At 39.3% G+C, this 21,455-nt stretch carries 18 protein-coding genes and 2 tRNA genes; 11 read left to right on the forward strand and 9 right to left on the reverse strand.

What is annotated here, in order from left to right; translation table 11 throughout:
* Nucleotides 1-113: 113 nt before the first annotated feature.
* The gene (gene tsaD, locus PN471_RS03205; protein ID WP_271775637.1) at nt 114-1,157 is read left to right on the forward strand and encodes a tRNA (adenosine(37)-N6)-threonylcarbamoyltransferase complex transferase subunit TsaD; all 1,044 of its coding nucleotides are present in this window, start codon (nt 114-116) and stop codon (nt 1,155-1,157) included.
* 82 nt (nt 1,158-1,239) lie between these two features.
* Here tsaD and PN471_RS03210 read toward each other — a convergent pair whose 3' ends face one another.
* Together PN471_RS03210 and PN471_RS03215 are read right to left on the reverse strand one after the other, a co-directional pair.
* The gene (locus tag PN471_RS03210) at nt 1,240-2,127 is read right to left on the reverse strand and encodes an alpha/beta fold hydrolase (protein ID WP_271775638.1); all 888 of its coding nucleotides are present in this window, start codon (nt 2,125-2,127) and stop codon (nt 1,240-1,242) included.
* Between the two features lie 200 nt (nt 2,128-2,327).
* Complete coding sequence (locus PN471_RS03215; RefSeq protein ID WP_193898600.1) at nt 2,328-3,047, reverse strand: hypothetical protein; 720 nt, start codon at nt 3,045-3,047, stop codon at nt 2,328-2,330.
* 737 nt (nt 3,048-3,784) lie between these two features.
* Between PN471_RS03215 and PN471_RS03220 the strand changes: the two genes are divergently transcribed.
* Together PN471_RS03220 and PN471_RS03225 are read left to right on the forward strand one after the other, a co-directional pair.
* Nucleotides 3,785-4,312 (forward strand): GNAT family N-acetyltransferase, encoded by a 528-nt coding sequence (locus PN471_RS03220; RefSeq protein ID WP_193898602.1) that lies wholly within the window; start codon nt 3,785-3,787, stop codon nt 4,310-4,312.
* A 163-nt stretch (nt 4,313-4,475) separates the two neighbouring features.
* A tRNA-Pro gene (locus PN471_RS03225) sits at nt 4,476-4,549 on the forward strand.
* A 228-nt stretch (nt 4,550-4,777) separates the two neighbouring features.
* On the opposite strand, the gene PN471_RS03230 is transcribed toward PN471_RS03225, so the two are convergent.
* The 3 genes from PN471_RS03230 to PN471_RS03240 form a co-directional block, all read right to left on the reverse strand.
* Nucleotides 4,778-5,005 carry a nucleotidyltransferase family protein gene (locus PN471_RS03230; RefSeq protein WP_271775639.1) on the reverse strand — a complete coding sequence of 76 codons (228 nt, stop codon included), beginning with the start codon at nt 5,003-5,005 and terminating at the stop codon, nt 4,778-4,780.
* Nucleotides 5,006-5,149: 144 nt separating this feature from the next.
* A complete protein-coding gene (locus PN471_RS03235; protein ID WP_271775640.1) occupies nt 5,150-5,587 on the reverse strand; it encodes a DUF29 domain-containing protein in 438 nt (145 codons plus the stop codon).
* 191 nt (nt 5,588-5,778) lie between these two features.
* Nucleotides 5,779-7,086, reverse strand: a complete 1,308-nt coding sequence (locus tag PN471_RS03240; RefSeq protein ID WP_271775641.1) for an aminopeptidase P N-terminal domain-containing protein — start codon at nt 7,084-7,086, stop codon at nt 5,779-5,781.
* A gap of 374 nt (nt 7,087-7,460) precedes the next feature.
* Between PN471_RS03240 and PN471_RS03245 the strand changes: the two genes are divergently transcribed.
* From PN471_RS03245 to purU, 7 genes are all read left to right on the forward strand, one after another.
* Nucleotides 7,461-8,702, forward strand: a complete 1,242-nt coding sequence (locus PN471_RS03245; protein ID WP_271775642.1) for an FG-GAP repeat domain-containing protein — start codon at nt 7,461-7,463, stop codon at nt 8,700-8,702.
* Between the two features lie 189 nt (nt 8,703-8,891).
* On the forward strand, nt 8,892-9,887 hold the full coding sequence (locus PN471_RS03250) for an ABC transporter ATP-binding protein (RefSeq protein ID WP_271775643.1): 996 nt from the start codon (nt 8,892-8,894) through the stop codon (nt 9,885-9,887).
* Complete coding sequence (locus PN471_RS03255) at nt 9,888-10,697, forward strand: ABC transporter permease (protein WP_271775644.1); 810 nt, start codon at nt 9,888-9,890, stop codon at nt 10,695-10,697.
* A gap of 93 nt (nt 10,698-10,790) precedes the next feature.
* A complete protein-coding gene (locus tag PN471_RS03260) occupies nt 10,791-12,437 on the forward strand; it encodes a GldG family protein (RefSeq protein ID WP_271775645.1) in 1,647 nt (548 codons plus the stop codon).
* The gene (gene pabB, locus PN471_RS03265; RefSeq protein WP_271775646.1) at nt 12,434-14,173 is read left to right on the forward strand and encodes an aminodeoxychorismate synthase component I; all 1,740 of its coding nucleotides are present in this window, start codon (nt 12,434-12,436) and stop codon (nt 14,171-14,173) included. The genes PN471_RS03260 and pabB overlap by 4 nt, the downstream gene beginning before the upstream one ends.
* A gap of 24 nt (nt 14,174-14,197) precedes the next feature.
* Nucleotides 14,198-14,806 (forward strand): DUF4340 domain-containing protein, encoded by a 609-nt coding sequence (locus PN471_RS03270; RefSeq protein ID WP_271775647.1) that lies wholly within the window; start codon nt 14,198-14,200, stop codon nt 14,804-14,806.
* Nucleotides 14,807-14,896: 90 nt separating this feature from the next.
* Entirely contained in the window at nt 14,897-15,751 is an 855-nt protein-coding gene (gene purU, locus PN471_RS03275) for a formyltetrahydrofolate deformylase (RefSeq protein WP_271775648.1), read from the forward strand.
* A 39-nt stretch (nt 15,752-15,790) separates the two neighbouring features.
* Here the strand turns inward: purU and moaC are convergent, their stop codons facing one another.
* On the reverse strand, nt 15,791-16,252 hold the full coding sequence (gene moaC / locus PN471_RS03280; RefSeq protein WP_271775649.1) for a cyclic pyranopterin monophosphate synthase MoaC: 462 nt from the start codon (nt 16,250-16,252) through the stop codon (nt 15,791-15,793).
* A 37-nt stretch (nt 16,253-16,289) separates the two neighbouring features.
* On the opposite strand from moaC, the gene PN471_RS03285 reads away from it, so the two are divergent.
* A tRNA-Arg gene (locus PN471_RS03285) sits at nt 16,290-16,363 on the forward strand.
* A 56-nt stretch (nt 16,364-16,419) separates the two neighbouring features.
* Here PN471_RS03285 and PN471_RS03290 read toward each other — a convergent pair.
* From PN471_RS03290 to PN471_RS03300, 3 genes are all read right to left on the reverse strand, one after another.
* Nucleotides 16,420-17,643, reverse strand: a complete 1,224-nt coding sequence (locus PN471_RS03290) for an MFS transporter (RefSeq protein ID WP_271775650.1) — start codon at nt 17,641-17,643, stop codon at nt 16,420-16,422.
* A gap of 44 nt (nt 17,644-17,687) precedes the next feature.
* Nucleotides 17,688-18,662, reverse strand: a complete 975-nt coding sequence (locus PN471_RS03295) for a glycosyltransferase family 2 protein (RefSeq protein WP_271775651.1) — start codon at nt 18,660-18,662, stop codon at nt 17,688-17,690.
* 122 nt (nt 18,663-18,784) lie between these two features.
* On the reverse strand, nt 18,785-21,121 hold the full coding sequence (locus tag PN471_RS03300; RefSeq protein WP_271775652.1) for a transglutaminase TgpA family protein: 2,337 nt from the start codon (nt 21,119-21,121) through the stop codon (nt 18,785-18,787).
* Nucleotides 21,122-21,455 lie beyond the last annotated feature (334 nt).

Consider the following 21,455-nt stretch of genomic DNA (forward strand, 5'->3'; position numbering starts at 1 on the left):
CCTCTTGCCTCTTGCCTCTTGCCTCTTGCCTCTTGCCTCTTGCCTCTTGCCTCTTGCCTTTTGGCTGTTCCCTGTTCCCTGTTCCCTGTTCCCCTATTCCCTATTAATCTACTATGACAACAGTTTTGGCTATTGAAACCAGTTGTGATGAAACTGCTGTGGCAATTGTTAAGAATCGTGAAGTGTGTAGCAGTATTGTGGCTTCACAAATTTCTGTTCATCAACAATATGGTGGGGTAGTGCCAGAGGTGGCTTCACGTCAGCATTTAGAAACGCTGAATTATCAAATAGAGCAGGCTTTAGAATCTAGTAATCTAGATTGGAGTCAGATTGATGGAATAGCTGCCACCTGTGCGCCTGGACTGGTAGGAGCGCTGTTGGTAGGATTAACGGCGGCCAAAACTCTGGCAATTGTCCATGATTTGCCTTTTTTGGGAGTGCATCACCTGGAAGGTCATATTTATGCGACTTACTTGAGTGAACCAAGTTTAAATCCTCCTTTTCTTAGCTTACTTGTTTCTGGAGGTCATACAAGCTTGATTTATGTGAAAGATTATGGTATGTACGAAACCTTGGGAGAAACCCGTGATGATGCGGCGGGTGAGGCTTTTGATAAGGTGGCGCGGTTGTTGAAACTGGGTTATCCCGGTGGACCAATAATTGACAAACTGGCACAAACCGGCCATCCCCAGGCTTTTGCATTACCGGAGGGGAAAATTTCTTTACCGGGTGGGGGTTATCATCCCTATGATTGTAGTTTTAGCGGATTGAAGACAGCAGTATTACGTTTAGTGCAGCAGTTAGAGAAAGAGGGTAAAGAAGTACCAATTGCCGATGTGGTGGCTAGTTTCCAGGATACTATAGCGCGATCGCTGACCAAAAGAGCGATCGCCTGCGCTCGTAACTATGGACTAGATACCATTACCGTAGGTGGTGGTGTAGCTGCTAATAGTGGACTAAGAAAGCATTTACAAGTAGCAGCCAGCAAACATAACATCCGGGTTTTATTCCCCCCCTTAAAATTTTGTACCGACAACGCCGCCATGATTGGCTGTGCCGCAGCCGAACATCTATCGCTTGGCAGGAAATCACCCCTCACATTAGGAGTGCATTCCCGGCTCTCACTGAACCAAGTCATGCAATTATACGAAACTTAGTTCAGGAGTTCAGGAGGTAGGGGCGCAGGGTCTGCGCCCATTCAGGAGTTCAGGAGAATGACAAATGACAAATGACCAATGACTAATGACCAATGAATGACCGAATATGTTCAGCCACCGCTTCTGGTTGCTCTAACATAGCCAGATGACCACAATCGGGAATTTCAATCACATTATCGCCCACGTATTGAAAAAGCCAATGAAAACTTGCTAAATGGCGGACATACTTAGGTTCCATCACCTTATCATCAGCACCAGCTAAAAAATAGACTGGCTGTTTTAATTTGGATACTAATTGGGGTAGAGAGTTAATTTCTGCTTCCGTAGTGGAATCGAGAAGAGTTCCCAAAGCAGCTTCAGGGTCAGCAATAATAAAATCAATTAGTCGTTGACGCGCCCAATATCGGTCTAAAGGACGCAACACGCTTGCTTTAGTAAACAACAAATCAATCAAAGGCATTTGTGAAAGCCAACGGGGACGGACTTGTAAAAATTTTTGTCCAGCGGCGCGAAATTGTTCAAAAGCTTCCTTCAGATAAATCCCACCACCAGCATTAATACAAATCACACCTTGAACACAATCAGGTAGTTGAGCCGCCGTCCATAGAGCAATAGTACCACCCAAGGAATGACCAACCAACCAAGCACTAGAAATATTCAAGTGTTGAAGAAGCACAGCCAAATCCTGAGCATAAGCAGATGGAGAGTAGATAGAATCCAGAGACAAACTATCCATACTAGAGTCTGTGGCAGTGAGTTCTATCTCTGATGTCACCTGAGACTGTGATTCACCAAAACCTCGTAAATCATAAGATAAACACTGTAAATCTACCGATAAACGAGAAATTACAGGTTGCCAATATACGCTACTATTTAGCCAACCGTGGATAAATACTAAAGTATGGGGACATGATGTGGGAGCCGTTAGCTCATAAGTATGTAGAACGCCTAAGATTTCTATTGTTGCCATAATTAAATATCGTACCCTCAAGAGTGGGTGCGACTCAATACAACTCAACACGAACAGAGAACCAAAAATTCAAAAATTCAAATTTTGAATTAAGCTAGATAGACGTTAAATCAACAAAATGTGTAAATAAAAGTACAATTACCCAAGACATCTTGTTTGGTCACAAGGACAATTTTTAACGCCAACCTACTCAGCTAAGTCTATTGACTAAGTAATCTATGTTTCACTCCTTCCGCGATTCTGTAACCTAAATATTCAGGAATGAGACTTTCATTCGGACCTAACAAATAAAGAATTAGTCGAGTCCGTCCGCGCCAAACCAGCAAATTGGCGTTAACCACCAGCAGGTCTTCTTGCCAGATAGCATACATCACTTTATAGAATAATCCGGGTTGATTATCAGCCTCAATTACTAAAGCAGGAAGATGAAAAACAGGATCAACATAGAAATCCGTTTGTACCTGTTCCAAGCCAGCATCAAGATTAAATTCCACAGCCAGCATTTCTTCTACCTCAAATCTGCCTGCTAACGCCTCACGAATAGCACGACAAACATTTTCAGCGGTTTTTTCAGTCAGTGCTTTATTGCCACGAGATACCAGTAATTTAATAAAAACCAGCATTGGTGGTCGAATTTGACCGTATAAACTCAGACCATGAATAGTTAAACCATAAGCTGCTAGAACACCAAAAATATCGCTCAAGAGGAAAGATTGATTGCGGTAGGCAAAATGAAGGGCGCTTTTGCTCCCTTCTGGCTTCATCTCAATAACAGCCCGTTTAGTTTTGTAAAGACGGTATGCTAGGCGTAAATTTTGAAGTTGAATCTCGCTGCTAACAAATTGCTCATAGAATTGGGGAAACGCGCGATTAAAGCGTTTCAGGAGTTCTAGAGTTGAAGATTTTAAACCAGAAGCCATTTTTGGGGGTAGGACTTGCTTGTTTTGTACAAACTGAGGTAAAGAGCAGGGGCGCAGGGGGCAGGGAGCAGATTAAGAACTGTTACCTTGTGCCTCTCACGTATCCCCAAATTTAATTAGATACAGCAGCATATTGCAAATTAATGGGGTACAGGATCTAAATTCAAAGCCAAACAGCAGGACAGTTTTACTCGGTGACTGCTGAATTCTGCCGTATCCGAAATAATGTCATCTTTCAAAGTCTACAGTGTATCAGTTAAATTACGGGCTTGGTAAATGAAAGTATGAATTTATATCACGCAGAGGCGCAGAGGCGCAAAGAGTAAGACTTTGAGAAATGGAATTTTTGATTTTCATGCTTTAATTCAGCAACGCCTAAATTACTTGTTCTCATTGTGTTCTTGCAGTTGATATTGATTAGTATAGAATGATCTGAGTTTTATCTGGTCATGACAGCAACGTGACTGAAAGTAGTCGCGAAAATGGGAAAGATACTGCAATTCCGGAAAATTTTTGCCTTTGGTTGAGTTTTATGGAGTAGTGTCAAAACAAAATGCTAAAGTTGAGAGTGATTGGGAAGAAACACTTGATAACTAGCTGTGAGTATTGCAAATCGCTAAACCGCGTAGAATGTTTCTATTGAATTAGCCAGCAATAATCATAGTGATGTTAAATGTGAATCAACACTTTTTAAAAGTGGAAACCAATTTTAGTCATACTACCCGAACTGCATTGGCATGGGTTTTTGGAAAACTTGGTTTAGCACTCCTGAATCTTTAGCGACAAATAAAAACACTGCTGTTAATGAGCATACAGCGGAAGTTGATGGTAATTCTAGTGTAGGTAAGGATCAAATCATTTTCAGTACGGAAAGAGATATTGACCTTTATGAACTCGAAGAACTCTGTGATGCAGTTGGCTGGTCACGTCGCCCTCTGAGAAAAGTAAAAAAAGCTATTGAGCATAGTTTTCTCGTGGCCTCTATGTGGCAAGTGCGAGGAAACAAAAAGCGTTTGATTGGTTTTGCCCGTGCTACCTCAGATCATGCTTTTAATGCCACTATTTGGGATGTAGTCGTTCATCCTGATTTTCAAAGTAGAGGTCTAGGTAAGGCATTAATGAAATATGTCCTCAAAAAACTCAGAAGTGAAGAAATTAGTAATGTCACTCTTTTTGCCGACCCTCATGTTGTAGATTTCTATAAGACGATGGGCTTTATGTCAGATCCTGAAGGTATAAAAGGAATGTTTTGGTATCCTCAGTGATCAATGTGGCTGGGGTGTGGGGATTAGGGAATTGAGGATATTTCCCTCAATCTGATTTTTCTGGATTATTGGGTTTGCATTTATTCTTTTTTGTGATATGATAGTCGAGATGAGCCAACAATACATGATTTGATTTATGTGGAGTTTGGTTTCTATGACTTTACGGGATGTAGCGCAGCTTGGTAGCGCGCCTGCTTTGGGAGCAGGATGCCGCAGGTTCGAATCCTGTCATCCCGATTCTTGTGAGATATAAGCTCGAAACATAATAAATATATTCTTGAAGTTATAAATTTTAAATTGTCTGAATCAGGATTTACAGGGTTTGAGGATTTACAGGATTTTTATTTGATGAACTATCACATCTTTCCTACATCATAATTCAGGTAACATCCAAAAATCCTTACATTCCAAAAAATCAAACTTCACACAAAATCCTGTTAATCCTTTAATCCTGAGTATCCTGATTCAGACTAAATCAACAGAACAATCAAGAATTTCTTCTAAATATCTTTGTACCTTGGAAAACTGAATTAATCCAAAAGGACGTGAAAACTCAGCCAAACAATCTACATCACTATCAGAATGAGCTTCATCATGAGCAACAGAACCAAATAATTCAAGGGATCTTACTCCTAAGTCTTTTAATTCTTGTTGATGTGTTGTGAGAATTTGTAAAACTTCTTCACGATTCATAGTTAATTTCTCCTCATTTTTCTGTAAGTTTTGTACCAGGCGACTAGAAGTCGCGGCTACACAGGCAAAACCGTTGATTTAAAATTAGTCCACGCAGATGGACTTTGTTTTTGTAGTAGCGACTGGAAGTCGCCAAATACTTTTTTATTGTTGCCAAAAATCGCAATCTAACATGGAATCTATATCATGAGAATATATCCAAGTATCAGGAAATGTAACTTGTGGATAATCTTTGCGAACTCCTTTAAGCGCAATTCTCCAAGCAGCACTAAAAGACTCATCCCAAATAGTTTTTAGACTAGGAGAATCTTCAATTTCTAATTCTAACTGTCGTCTTTGTTCATTAATTGTAGTTTCCCAACCACGATAGTTATCTGGTGAATTAACGTACAATCTTTTTAGTAAATGTTCCAAGAGAACTAAAAGTCGGCTTTTCAGTTCTTTTTTTTGGCTTCTTCCCAAACTTTCAATTTCCTCAATTAAGTTTTCTAAATCCAATTGTGCAAAATCATGTGTTTTCAGTTTAGTAGCAGTATCTATTGTCCAAAGTAAAAAATCACGCTCATAAAGAGAAGCTGTCATAATGTTCCTCATCTATTTTCTTCGATTTTATCCCATCAAATCTAATAAGTAATAAGCTGCATTAGCAAAACTACTGTGATTACTAGCGGTTATAGTTCGGATACAATACAATCGAGGGCGGGGAAACCCCGCCCCTACAGGTTTTGCAATGCAATAAATTTTGGAATATTTGTGTATTTAGAAGTATCCTACTATCTTTCTAAATCCTTTATTTCCTTGGGAACTCCCGCTGTTAAAACCTCATTTCCATCTGCGGTAACTAATACGTCATCTTCAATGCGAATCCCAATTCCTACCCAACGGGGGTCAATTTCCGGTTGGTCTTCGGCGGGTTTGGTATCCGGTACTATATAAAGTCCTGGTTCTATGGTTAGCACTTGGCCAGGTTGTAATGTTTGGGGGTTTTCTCCATGTTGATAAACGCCGACATCATGGACATCTAAACCTAACCAATGACTGGTGCGGTGCATATAGAAGGGTTTATATTTTTCTTCTTCTATTAATTTATCAATTTCCCCTTTGAGTAAACCCAGTTCGACTAATCCTGCTGTTAATACCCCCACGGCTGCATTATGAGGTGCATGGAAGGAATTACCAGGTTTTACTTCTGCTATTGCCTGTTTTTGTGCTGCTAATACTATTTCATATAATGCTTTTTGTTCTGGTGTGAATTTACCACCGACGGGAAATGTCCGGGTAATATCAGAATTGTAATAACCATAAGCGCAACCAGCATCAATCAAGAGTAAATCATTGGCTTGCATTTGACAGTTGTTTTCTATGTAATGCAGTACGCAAGCATTTTTACCTGATGCGACTATGGAAGGATAAGCTGGTCCCATGCCACCTCGTAAACGGAAAATATGTTCTATTTCGGCTTGGATTTCATATTCATAACGTCCCGGTGCGGTGGTTTTTAAAGCATGATTGTGAGCTTCTACGGCAATTTCTACGGCTTGACGCATTAGGTCTAATTCTGTTTTGCTTTTATATAACCGCATGGTATTAATGACAGTACCAGGATCAGTAATGGATGTGGGTCCTGTACCGCGTTTGGGATAGGTTCGGAGTAAATTTTGATAATGTTGGAGAATTTTGTCGTTGAAATTGCGATCGCGTCCTAAATGATAATAGATACAATCGGCTTTTTCTAAATATTGGGGTAACTTCTCATCTAATTCCGCAATGGGGTAAGCTGCGTCTGCACCATAAAACTCCTTCGCTGCGTCTATTCCACAACGATAACCACTCCAAACTTCCTTCTCTCGGTCTTTGGGTTGGACAAATAAGATAAACCGATGTTCTGGATGATGGGGTGCTAACACGGCGACTGCTTGGGCTTCATTAAAGCCAGTTAGGTAAAAGAAATTACTATCTTGACGATAAACATACTCGACATCGTTGTGCATTACTGCTGTGGGCGCACTTCTGAAAATCGCTGTACCACTGCCTATTTTCGCCATTAACTGCTCACGACGTTGCCGATATTCTGTTTGCATAGTTGATTTGTTAATAGTGTTGTTTGTGGCTTTAACAATTATAGACTACGGGGAATGTTGTCGAAAAAATTGCTAATTCTAGTTATTTTAGCCAATTTTTAATTTCCTTGACAATTCTCCAGGACTTCTATTAGTGAGATTGTCAAGGAAACAGGATTTTATCTTTAAATAATGACTTTGATAAACAGAAAATAAAATATTTTTTGATTGTTTAGATATTACTTTTAATTTTAAAAGTTAGTGTTGATGAACATTCTGAAAATATCTATAAACAATGACATTCAATAAAAATAATTAAACAAATGTTTGTTATTTACAGATTCTTCATAAAAATCAACTTAAAAATAGATATTAATTACTCATAAAAACAAGTCATGCCTGATCCATTATCTTTAGATACAAGAAATTACGGTTTACAAGCTCAAGATAAAATCGAGCAAGCATCACCACTTGGAGATTTAACAACTTCATCTTTTACTGGGAGAAGTTCTTCTATTACAGCACAAGAAGACCCCTTGTTACCAACAAATCCATTAGATCAAATCCCCATTGGCGGCAGTGCTAACCCCAATCCTAATCCTTATTTAACCAGTGCTGCTATTGTTCCTGATTTCAATGGTGATGGGAAAACTGATAAACTTTGGGTGAATGCTCAAACTGGTGAAATTTTAGTTCGCTTGATGAATGGAACTCAAGTTTTAGAACAGGCTTCTTTGGGTAGCTATGACTTAAATACCTGGGAATATAAAACTGCTGATTTTAATAGCGATAATAAGACTGATTTCTTATTACGCAATAAGGCAACTGGTGATAATGTAATTGTGCTAATGGATGGCGCAAAAGTTTCCAGTTATTTGACTTTAGATCGAGTTGATCCAGGTTTTACTGCGAATATTGGCGATTTCAATGGCGATCGCAAAACTGATATTTTCTGGAATAATGCAACTACTGGTGAAAATGCTATTTGGCAAATGGATGGAACAACCGTAGTTAGTGCGAATGTGCTAGAAACTACAGCACCAGGATTGACTGCTACCATTGTTGATTTTGATGGTAATGGTAAGAGTGATATTTTCTGGCGCAATTCCAGCACAGGTGCAAATACCGTTTGGTTTATGGATGGTAGCCAAGCCACTAAGTATGATCTCCAATCTCAAGATGCTTCTTGGACTTCTACTCTAGGTGATTTTAACGGCGACTTCAAGACTGACGTTCTGTGGCGCAATACCGCTACAGGCGAGAATAAGATTTGGACAATGAATGGCGTTTTTGTGACTGAAGGTGTTGTCAGCACATTGGGTACAGATTGGAGTGCGAGAATTGGCGATTTCAATGGCGATGGTAAAACTGACATCTTCTGGCACAATGCAGCTAGTGGTGCAAATACTGCTTGGTTGATGGATGGTACAGCGGTAAGTTCTGAAGCTTTCCTACCTAGCAATACTCCTGGTTTGACAGCATCTTTGGGCGATTTCAATGGTGATGGTAAGACTGATATTTACTGGCGTGATCAACAAACATCCGCAGATAAAACCTGGACTATGAATGGAACTCTAGCTACTGAAACTCCTGTTGCTGATACAGAGAAGCTGACTCCAGAATGGTATACAGGTTGATTTGGTAATTGATCTATGATCAATTTATATTAGGCGATCGCTCTTTTGATTTTACGAGTCAGATCCCCGACCTCTGAGAGAAGTCGGGGATTTTATTTATTGCTCATCGCTTTTTTGTTGCTGTCGAAGCTAATTACCCATTCTTTCGCTAAGATTGTGTGGGTATTCTCATGATTAGTAATTTGACAAATGATTGAAGTTGAGCATTTGAGTAAAATTTATGGTTCAACAACAGCAATTACTGATGTTACCTTTAGTGTTGAACCAGGGGAAATTTTAGGTTTTTTGGGACCCAACGGGGCTGGTAAAACCACAACTATGCGAATTTTAGCTGGTTATTTACCTGCTACAAGTGGGACAGCCAAGATTGCAGGTTATGATGTTCATGATCATTCTCTATTGGTGCGACAGCGGATTGGTTACTTACCAGAAACGCCCCCATTATATCCAGAGATGACTGTGGAGGGTTTTTTACACTTTGTCGCTCGGATTAAGGGAGTTTCTTCAGGCGATCGCCCCACAAAGGTAACAGCAGCTATTAACCGTTGTAACTTAGAAGATAAGCGCAAAGTTATTATTCGGAAACTTTCTAAAGGTTATCGGCAAAGAGTGGGAATTGCCCAGGGGATCGTTCATGATCCACCAGCTATTATTCTTGATGAACCTACCATTGGTCTTGATCCTCGGCAAATCATAGAAGTGCGAAACCTAATTAAAAGTTTAGCCGGAACACACACTATCATTTTGTCTACCCATATTCTCCCAGAAGTGAGCATGACCTGTAGTCGAGTTGCCATTATTAATCGGGGGCAAATAGTCGCAACGAATACCCCAGAAAATTTGATGACACAGTTAACAGGTGGGGTGGGATATGAGTTAGAAATCGGTGGAGATGCAGCCTTAGCTAGACAAATGCTGGAAAATATCGCTGATGTCAGTTCAGTAGAATTAATGCCTAACCATCAGCAATCGTCAGATGATCATACTTGCCTCCGGGTAATATTGCAGCCAGGAACAGAACCAGGAAAAGAAATTACTGCTGCTTTAATTCGGGCTGGGTTTGATTTATATGAAATGCGACGAATCAATGCCACACTAGAAGATGTTTTCTTAGAATTAACTACAGCAGAAAAGAATTTACCAATGGAAATAACCCCAGAAATTGAAGAAGGAGAAGCTGCATAAATGGGTATAGTTATCAGCAACATTATTGCCATTTATCGTCGAGAACTACAAAGTTATTTTGTTTCGCCATTAGCCTATGGAGTAGCTAGTGCATTTTGGTTTTTAGCCGGGTTATTTTTTGTGATGATTTTGTTAGGACCAGAAGGAATTTTAGTCACGGTTTCTGCTTATGATTTACAAGGACAACAAATGGGAGTCCCAGCGCCAACAATAGATGTTCCCTACGAATTTGTGCGGGCATTTTTAGATAGAATGGGGTGGTTAATGTTATTTGTATTACCGATTCTCTCAATGGGACTTTATGCCGAAGAACGGAAACGGGGAACTTTAGAACTACTAGCCACATCACCAATTACCAACTGGGCTGTAGCTGTGGGTAAATTATTAGGGGTATTGACATTTTTCTTAACTATGATTCTACCCTTAATGGGATTGGAGGCGATCGCATTATCTAGTTCCAATCCTCCCATATCCCCCATAATTCCTCTACTTGGTCATTTAGGATTACTCCTCCTAGCAGCAGCAATTTTATCTTTAGGAATGTTTATTTCCTCATTAACAGACAGCACAATCCTATCGGCTGTCCTCACCTTTGCCCTCGTCATTTTGCTATTATTCATGGATTTAATTGCCAAAGCCATACCAGGACAAATGGGTGAAGCCGTGAGTCATTTATCCCTTCTCAAACATTATAATACCCTGATTCAAGGCATTTTTGATACTAGCAGCTTGATTCTATTTGCCAGTTACATTGTCTTAGGTATTTTTCTCACCGCCCAATCAATTGATGCACTCCGGTTTCAACGTTAGTAGGGTTTCCCCGCCATTGTATTGTATGTTTACTCTATTCCCTATTCCCTATTCCCTATTCCCTATTCCCTGTTCCCTGTTCCCTGTTCCCTAATGAATAAAAATAAACTTTGGAAACTTGTATTTTGGCTAGGACCATTCTTTTTAGCTGCCGGCTTAACCATTGGTTTAATATCAGAAAAATGGGGAATAATCCCTTTATTATTAACAATACTAGGTTTAGTAATTTGTAGCCTCTGGATAATCATCCAAAGCCAACAAAGTAAATGGTGGCAAAAACGTTCCACCCAATCTGGTACTAACGCCCTTGTCGCCACCTTATCAGTATTAGTTATCTTAGGATTAATTAACTTTTTAGGTATTGGCTATCACCTGCGCCTGGATTTAACAGATAGTCAATTATTTACCCTATCTCCTCAATCAAGAGAATTAGTCAGTAACTTACCCGAAACCATCAAAGTTTGGTTGTTTAGTAAAGAACAAAATCTCCAAGATCGAGAATTATTAGATAACTATCAGCGTCAAAGTAATAAATTTAAATTTGAGTATCTTGACCCTCAATTAAAGCCAGGAATAGCCGAGAAATTTGGTGTCAAAGATTATGGCGAAGTTTATCTAGAATTTCAAAACAAACGGCAATTAGTCCAGACAATTAATGAAAATGAACGTTTATCAGAAGTAAAACTAACTAATCGCTTACAACAAATCACCAGTTCTACAACTGCTAAAGTTTACTTTCTTCAAGGTCATGGTGAACATCCACTTACAGCTAGTAAAGGGGCAATTTCCCAAGCAATTAAAGCATTAACCGATAAAAACTTTACTACATCAGCTTTGAATTTAGCAGAACAGCCACAAATTCCTGATGATGCTGCTGTTATCGTTGTCGCTGGACCTAAAAAAGAATTATTGATAGGGGAAGTTACAGCTTTACAAAATTATCTTAATCGTGGTGGTAACTTATTATTGATGATTGATCCCAATACTAATCCAAAAATAGACACTATTTTAAAAGATTGGGGTGTACGCTTAGATAATCGTTTGGCTATTGACACTTCCGGCGCAAACTTACAACTAGGACCCGCTGCTATTCTGGTGACAGAATATGGACAACATCCTATTACTCAAGATTTTGCTAAAAATATTTCTGTATATCCCTTAACTCGTCCTTTGGAAATTGATCCTGTTTCGGGTATCGAGTCTATGACTTTATTGAAAACTAAACCCTATCCCAACAGTTGGGCAGAAAGTGATCAAAAAAGTGAAAAATTAGAGTTTAATGAAGGTCAAGATTTAAAAGGACCTTTAACTTTAGGAGTAGCACTAACTAGAAAGTTATCAAATGCAATTCCCACAAGTTCACCAACACCAGCCTCCACACCTTCACCAACACCAACTCCTACAAGTTCACCAACACCAGCCTCCACACCTTCACCAACACCAACTCCCACAAGTTCTCAACCTACTGCTAAAGAATCCAGATTAGTAGTATTTGGAAACTCAAATTTTGCCGTTGATGGTTTATTTGAACAACAATTAAATGGAGATGTATTTTTAAACTCAGTTAGTTGGCTAAGTCAACAAAACCAACAACTTCTCTCAATTCGTCCTAAAGAACCAAAAAATCGCCGCATTGTTATCTCAATCCTTCAAGCTAATTGGTTAACAATAGTTGCTGTCTTTGTATTGCCTTTAATGGGATTAATTACAGGATTTATTATTTGGTGGAAACGCCGATGAAAAATAAATTAGTAATTCATGATGCTAAATTAAAACATTGGCTTTGTTTTCAAAATCCCGATGAAATTATCAAAGCTGATAGTATTGATCAAGTTGTTCCTAAATTGCAACTTGTAAATGATTTAATCGCCAAACATCAAATGTATGCAGCGGGTTTCATTAGTTATGAAGCTTCCACCGCTTTTGATTCCATCCTAGAAACCCATTGTTCTGGTTCATTTCCCCTACTTTGGTTTGGATTATATAAAAAACCAGAAATTATTGAATTACCAAAACCGACCTTACCGACAAAATATCAACTCAATTGGAAACCTTCAGTTAGTGAAGCCGAATATCATCAGGCCATTAGTAAAATCAAAGAATATATTGCTTTGGGGGAAACATATCAAGTTAATTATACCTTACGACTAAATGCACCCTTTAATGGCGATAGTTGGGAATTATTTCTCAAATTAGTACAAGCACAAAACGCCGACTATGGGGCTTATGTTGACATTGATAACTTTGCTATTTGTTCCGCTTCCCCAGAACTATTTTTTGATCTTGACGGTAATAATTTAACCTCTCGTCCCATGAAAGGAACAGCAGCTAGAGGTTTAACATTAGCGACAGACCAGGATATTGCTAATCAACTACATTTTTCTGGAAAAAACCGCGCTGAAAATGTGATGATTGTGGATATGATTCGCAATGATATGGGAAGAATAGCTAATATTAATACTGTCAAAGTTCCCCATTTATTCAATGTTGAAAAATATCCCACAGTTTGGCAAATGACATCCACAGTCACAGCCAAAACTACAGCTTCCCTAAGTGAGATTATGAGGGCGTTGTTTCCCTGCGCGTCTATTACTGGCGCACCTAAAGCCCGGACTATGCAAATTATTCAGAAGTTGGAAAATACACCGCGCCGCATTTATACTGGATGTATTGGATTTATTAGTCCTCACCGTCAAGCGCAATTTAATGTGGCTATTCGGACTGTATTAATTGATCAAGAAAATAGTCAAGCTGAGTATGGAGTCGGAGGAGGAATTGTTTGGGATTCTGTAAGTAGTGATGAATATCAAGAATGTCAAATTAAAGCCCAAGTTCTCACGTTGAATCAAGCAGGTTTTTCACTTTTAGAAACGATATTATGGCAACCTAATCATGGTTATTTTGTTTTAGATTATCATTTACAACGGTTGCATTCCTCAGCAATTTACTTTAATTTTAAAGTTGATATCAATAGTTTAAGAAAACAACTTGATGAATTAACAAAAACATTTTTAAGTCAAGCTTATAAAGTGCGGTTGTTATTAGATTATTATGGTGAGATTACATATCAAACTATACCTTTATCTCCTGTGAATAATCAGGAATTTGTTAAACTAAGTGTGTGTTGCACACCCATTGACTCTAATAATCCATTTTTGTATCATAAAACGACTAATCGCCAAGTTTATGAAACAGCAAAAGCTGCTTTTCCTGATTGCGACGATGTTTTGTTGTGGAATGAAAGAGGTGAAATCACAGAAACTTGTATTGGTAATATTGTGGTAGAGTTGAATGGAGAATTATTGACACCTTCGGTAAAATGCGGTTTGTTAGCAGGTACTTTTCGCGCTGATTTACTTGAAAAAGGAAAAATCAGAGAAGAAATTATTGCAGTGGAACAGTTACAATATATCAATCGCATTTATATAATTAACTCAGTGCAAAAATGGCGAGAAGCGGTTTTAATTTCTAACTAATTAGATAATTTAGTAATATTCAACATGAAATTACCAAGAACGACTTTAATTTTAATACTTTTAGCCTTGGGATTAGGTAGTTTTGTCTACTTTCATGAAATCAAAGGTAAAAATCAGCAAACAGAAATAAAAACCCCAAAACAGAAAATTTTCGCTTTTAATGCTGATGATGTGCAATCTTTAACAATTAATTTTAAAGAAACAACATTACAAATAGAGAAAAGAAATACAACTGAAAAGCCTCAATGGCAAATCAAATCGCCTATCTCAGCACTGGCAAATGATGCAATTGTTTCTTATTTAATGGATTTATTAGTTAAGGGCAAAAGTGAAAGAACAGTATCAGTTTTATCCACTGAATTATCAGAATTTGGTTTAGATAAACCTGTAGCGACCATTGATGTTAAACTAAAAAATAAACAAAGCCATCAATTGATTTTAGGTAAAGGTGATTTTAATAATCAATTTTTATATGCTCAAGCTGATGGTAACAAAAATATGAATGTATTGTTAGTGTCTAAAGATTTTGTGAATGCAGTTAGTCGGGATATATCTGAATGGAAACAACCAGAGGAAAAGAGTGATGTACAGCCATTACCTAGTCTTCCTTTCCCAACTCCTCCAAATAAATAATTAAGCCCTGGCGACTGGAAGTCGTGGCTATACAAACAAAGTCCGCCTGCGCGGACTAATTAAAAATCAATAACTACTTTATTTACTCCAATGACAAAACAAACAGTAACGTTATTAATTTCTTGTCCAGATCAACGGGGATTGGTAGCAAAATTTGCCAATTTTATCTATGCTAATGGTGGTAATATTATTCATGCAGATCAACATACAGATTTTGAAGCTGGACTATTTCTGACTCGCATAGAGTGGCAATTAAAAGGATTTAATTTACCCAAGGATGTAATTAATCCTGCTTTTAATGCAATTGCCCAACCCTTAAATGCAAAATGGGAATTACACTTTTCTGATACTCTTCCCCGCATTGCTATTTGGGTAAGTCGTCAAGATCATTGTTTATTTGATTTAATTTGGAGACATCGCGCTAAAGAATTTCATGGGGAGATTCCTTTAATTATGAGTAATCATCCAGATTTACAACCGATAGTTGAACAATTCGGTATTGATTACCATTACTTACCTATTACTAAGGACAATAAACAAGAACAGGAAGCTAAACAACTAGAATTACTGCATGAATACAAAATTGATTTAGTAGTTTTAGCCAAATATATGCAAATAGTTAGTGCAGATTTCATTGAAAAATTCCCGCAAATTATTAATATTCATCATTCATTTTTACCTGCATTTATTGGGGCTAATCCCTATCATCGTGCCTTTGAAAGAGGTGTGAAAATTATTGGTGCGACAGCCCATTATGCCACTGCTGACTTAGATGCAGGACCGATTATTGAACAGGATGTGGTGCGGGTAAGTCATCGAGATGAGGTCAATGATTTAATTAGAAAAGGGAAAGATTTAGAAAGAATTGTGTTAGCAAGGGCGGTAAGATTGCATTTACAAAATCGCGTTTTAGTCTATGGCAATAGAACGGTAGTTTTTGAGTAAAGTCTCCTTGTAAAGTATTTTATTTATTTTTTCCTTTTGCTATTCTTTCCTCTGTACCGCAGTCTGGGATTGCTTTTCTAAGGCTTTAGCCATATCATATAAAGTTAAAGCGGCAATAGATACCGCTGTTAAAGCTTCCATTTCCACACCGGTTTCCGCTTTGGTTTTGACAGTAGCATCAATTTGATAACCAGGTAGTTGGGCATCGGGGATAATCTCTACAGTAATTTTTTGCAACGGTAAGGGATGACAAAGCGGGATTAAATTCGCTGTTTGTTTAGCAGCCATGATGCCGGCTAACCGTGCAGTGGCTAAAACTTCGCCTTTGGGAGTGTTTCCGGCTTGAATAGCGGCGAATGTCTCAGGTAACATCCGCACCTTACCAGTGGCTACTCCTTGGCGAATTGTGGCTACTTTGCCGGATACATCAACCATTTGGGCTTGTCCCTGGGCATCCAAATGGGTTAATGGAAAAGAATTTGGAAAATTAGCTTGCGTCATTGGGAAAGTGTGTGCTATTATGAAATTCGTGAGTCAAGGGTGTGTAGCTCAGTGGACTAGAGCACGTGGCTACGAACCACGGTGTCGGGGGTTCGAATCCCTCCTCGCCCATTTTATAATCAAAAATGCACAAGTTCCTTTTTTGGAGTTTGTGCATTTTTTATCAGTTATTTCACAGCATAGATATCTTCTGTGCGACCAAGGGCAAAACGCAGAGATTGAGAAAGATTGCGGCTAGACTGGGTGAAGAAGATGATCATGGCGATGATGGTTAAACTTGTAGTCAGACCAAACATATCTCGATAACCCAGTGTTTCAGCAAATGTACCAAAAATTGGGCCGGCGATCGCTAAACCGATATCAAATCCCATTAAGGAAGCACCAAATATTCTCCCGCGTTCGTGGGGTAACGCCCTATCTGTCATCAATACAGAAATCATGGGAATAAGTGTACCAGAAGCAGCACCTTCCATTAATGCTCCCAATAAAAACATGAAGGAGTTAGTTGCTTGCCAAATGCAGATGACAGAGAATGTATAAGCTATCAAACTCATGGTGACAAATAAACCCCTTCCATATCTATCAGAAGCTTTACCAGTAAATAATCTACAACTAAAACTGGAGACAGCCGCCGCAGTAAAAAATAAACCTGGATTTAAATCAACTCCGGTTGATTTGATAAATAGGGAGATGAAAGTATGCAAACTACCTAAAGTCAAACCACTCAGGAGTAAGACGATAGCGGGAATCCGCACCCGAGGACTAGTTAATATTTGCCAAAAGTTATCATTTTTACTGTTAGTTGGTTTGGTGACAATTGGTGGATTAATAATCGGGATGATACATAATAAACCCAAGGAACATAAAGCCGCAGATGAGAGAAATAATGGGGTATAACCAGCACTTGCTTGTAAAAATCCCCCGATAGCCGGACCTATTCCCACACCTAAAGGACTCACCAAACTCATGTAACCAACGACTTCACCGCGGCGGTGTTCTGGTGCTAAATCGCTGACTAGGGCAATGTAAGCTGTGGCAAAAGCGGCGATACTAATGCCATGAAAGGCACGAATTACCATCAGGGGAATAATTGATTTTACACATAAATATCCCAAAGGAGCGATCGCTGCTGCGGACATTCCAATCAATAATACTATTTTACGACCCCGAATATCTGCTAAAGCACCCATTGACGGGCGACATAGCAACATCCCAATGGCAAAGCTACCCATGACAATGCCAATTTCTTGTTTGCTTGCACCAATATGTTCAATATATAAGGGTAAGGTAGGCAATAATGAAGCCAAACCTGACCAGAAAAACAGACCCGCTGCAAATAACATGAGCAGGTTTTTTCGCAGATTAGCGTCAAAAGTATCAAAGGCTTTCACGGCAGATGCAATAATGCTAAAAGTATTATTTCTTTATTGTTACGTTACTTAACATTTTTTGCCACAACTTCTCGCACCCGATAGATTGGTCGTCCTTGAGATTCATGATAAGTCCGCATCAGTAATTCTGCCAAAAGACCGAAGCAAAATAGCTGCACTCCTGTTACTAACAGCAACACTGCCAAAATCAACAAAGGACGATTACCAATATCTACATGAAAAGCCAATTTGACGACAGTTAAATATACGCCTATCACCCCACCAGAAACCATAGAAATTAAGCCTAACAGCCCAAAAACGTGCATAGGACGGGTGAGAAACTTCTTCATAAATAGAATAGTTAATAAATCCATCAATACCCGAAAAGTCCGTGATATCCCATACTTACTTTGTCCAAACCGCCGCGCATGATGACGCACAGGTACTTCTGTAATTCTCGCCCCTTCGATATATGCCAATGCAGGTAGAAAGCGGTGTAGTTCTCCATACAGATTCATGTCTGCCACCAATTCCGCCCGATAGGCTTTTAAAGAACAACCATAATCATGAATATAGACGCTTGTAGCCCCACGAATTAACCAATTGGCAATTTTAGAAGGAAGTAGGCGATTGACCGCCCCATCTTGGCGATTTTGCCGCCAACCACTAACTAAATCATAACCTTCATCTAACTTTGCCAATAACATCGGAATATCAGCGGGGTCATTTTGCAAATCAGCGTCTAAAGTCACAATTGCTTTAGCTGTAGCATAATTAAAACCCGCAGACATGGCCGCAGTTTGCCCATAGTTACGTCGCAAAATCACCGCTTTTAAATCAGTGCGCCTTTGGGCTTGCGCTTTGAGAAATTCTGCTGTACCATCACTAGAACCATCATCTACACAAATAATTTCATAATTCAATTTACTAGCGGTGAGAGTCGCAGCAATAGCTTCTAGTAATAAAGGTAAACTTTCGACCTCATCTTTAATGGGGACAACTACAGATACATCTAAAATTGGTGATTGGTCATTGGTCATTGGTCATTGCTAGATAGTTGATAACTGATGGTTAATTTTACATGGTTGAGGAAATGCAAATACAAAAATATTCACTTTATAGCGCTTCTATTGAGATGGGCATTGATTAATGCCCCAAATTATTAAGAACCGCGATTTTTATCAACTTTATTCAATGCTTGCCATCTTTGTTGTAACTGCTGCCAGTTGACAGTATGCCCACCATAACGCCAACTCACATAAGCTTGACAGATTTCATCTATCACTTCAGCTATTTCTGGAGAATAGTATTGGTATGATACCTGGCCATATTCTAGAGGTGTTTGACTAGGATGCTTGCTTAAACCTTTCTGAGAATTCCATTGTAGCATTTGTTGGTAAAGTCTTTCCATTGGCGGTAATTTCTTTAACCACTGGATATTCAGCCACTTACGCCATTGTCCCCAAACCAGCCAACCAAAGAAAGCCGCAATTGTGCCGATAATTAAACCAGTTAAGATTCCTAACCAACCTTTAGTAAATAAAGCTAAAAACCAAGCTATTCCCAGGAATAAGCAGCTAAATATCGTCCCAAATACAGTATTTAAAATGGCTGTAATTGGTGAAGGTAGCCAACCAGCTACCCAATTCCAAAATTGACGCAGGACACTAAAAGTTTGAACTTCTTCTATGGAAGGGGGAATTAAAGGATGTCCAGGAATTGGATCAAAGGTGAACCAACCATACTTGGGGAAATAAACTTCTGTCATCGCATAGGCATCTGTATTGCGGACAACATACATCCCTGTAAACGGATTGAATTCTCCTGGGGCAAATCCCGCTACTAACCGGGCTGGGATACCTACAGAACGTAGCATAATCGTTAATGCAGTGGAAAAATGGTCGGGATAACCACCTTTATTTTTGAATAAAAAGCTTTCTACTAAATCATCCTTTTCATCCAAATAAGGCAGGTCTAAGGGATTTGTGGGTAGGGTGTAATTTTGTTTAACATACTGGGTTAAATAAAGAGCTTTTTCGTAAGCTGAATCTAGGCTTTTAGTCCCTGGAGAACGGGAAACTCGCTGTTGATCATAACTAGCCAGTGCTTCTTCAGTGCGTTTTTGGACTCTATCAGCAATTTTTGGCGGGATTTGCAGATAATACTGTTTAATATTGGTTGGGTATTTGGTGGAGGCTTTACCCAATAAAGAGCGATCGCGGTAAGGAACATCCGAAACCACCGTATATGTTAGCCCTTCTGACAACTGCACTGGCGCACGTAAACCATCTTCTTGATCAATGGCTATGGCTGGAGTGGGAAAATACAAATCTTTGGGATAGGACATCACTGGAATTAGGTTGGGTAATTCCGACACCAAATTGTAAGTTTGTACCACCTCTTTTGTCAGAGTCGTGAACAGTGGAGAATCAATCGAAATGCGCCCAGTCCAAGGTGATTGTCGGAGAGTGGTAACTTGATCATTACGGGAAATCTTCCAACCTTTACCTGTGTAATTGTCAAAAGCTAGGACGCGCCAAAAACCTTCAGCTTGCGATCGCACCCGCATCACCACCTTGGGTTTCATCTCCCCCCGCAGGTTTTGGTTGATCTCGCTATTGAAACCGTAATAAAAATTATTATCTAATTTTCCCGCTTCACCAGCCTTTCCTGAGCCTCTACCACTATCATTACCATTACCTTGACCATTACCCCTACCTTCACGGACATAACCGGGGTTAATAATACTCCGCCCTGTAAAATTGTCTGGGACTTTCAGCGGCGCACTGACAGGAAAAGACCGCAGTTGATAACCAGGAAACCGAGGCAAAATAGCGAAAATCCCCAGTCCCAAAGCCACAATCACCAAAAAATTTAAAATTAGAACCTGAAAACTGAAATTAGGATTATTCTTTTTGGCAGATTTTTCCGAAGTTGATGGCTTGAACCCTAGACGAGAACGGTAATCTAGCACTAAAGTGGGAAGAGCGATCGCCAAAAACAACAGCAACACAGGCGCAAAAGCCATAGTTTGGCTCAAAGTCGCCGCCACACCCACCAAAATCAACCCAATCACAATCGAATAGCCCAAATCCTTCCGCCGAGGCGTATCAAAGCTATGTAATACTTGCAATTGAATCAGTAACTCCGCCAAACTCAGCCGAGTATCATTCCAATTACCAATAAACCGCCCAAAAAAAGACCCCAAAGCCAACAACATTCCAATCGCAATACAAAACTGGATCGGAATATTAGAATCACGACGACGGTAATAACTCCACCACGTTCCCACCACAGTCAGTGGAACAGTCCACAGACTAAATTGAGTCTCACCAGCAATATCCGTAGCCACAATCCCCAAAATTACCAGTACCATCACTAGCACTCGCAAAGGAATCGAATCTTCCACTTCTTTGACTGGCGATTTTCCTCTAGTTGGTTGCCACTGATTACCTAACGGTAAACGCCAAAACCGATTGATCCTAGACAAATTAAACATTTTCAAATAAGCAAAGCTATGATATGGACGCTGCGGATACTATGCTAGGTAGAAAACTATCATCTTGTTTTCAACTTCCCCCCTATCCTAGCTTCAGACTCCCTGAGAGTACAAGTATCCCGCTCATAGCTAAGGTAATTAGATACCCCTTAATATTGTGATTGCAAAGAGAACTAAGTTTTAAAACCAGGAAATTAAGCAAGATTATGATACATCTGTTGCCATTGCTCCCATCTAACTCCTAGATAGGCAATAAGTAGGTGAAAACAATAAAACCAAACTGTGTAAAGAAACGTAAAATCTCTGAAAACTTCTTTACTCTTGCCCCTTGCCT

It is taken from the genome of Aphanizomenon sp. CS-733/32, assembly GCF_028330045.1.
GTDB classification, from domain to species: Bacteria; Cyanobacteriota; Cyanobacteriia; order Cyanobacteriales; family Nostocaceae; genus Dolichospermum; species Dolichospermum gracile.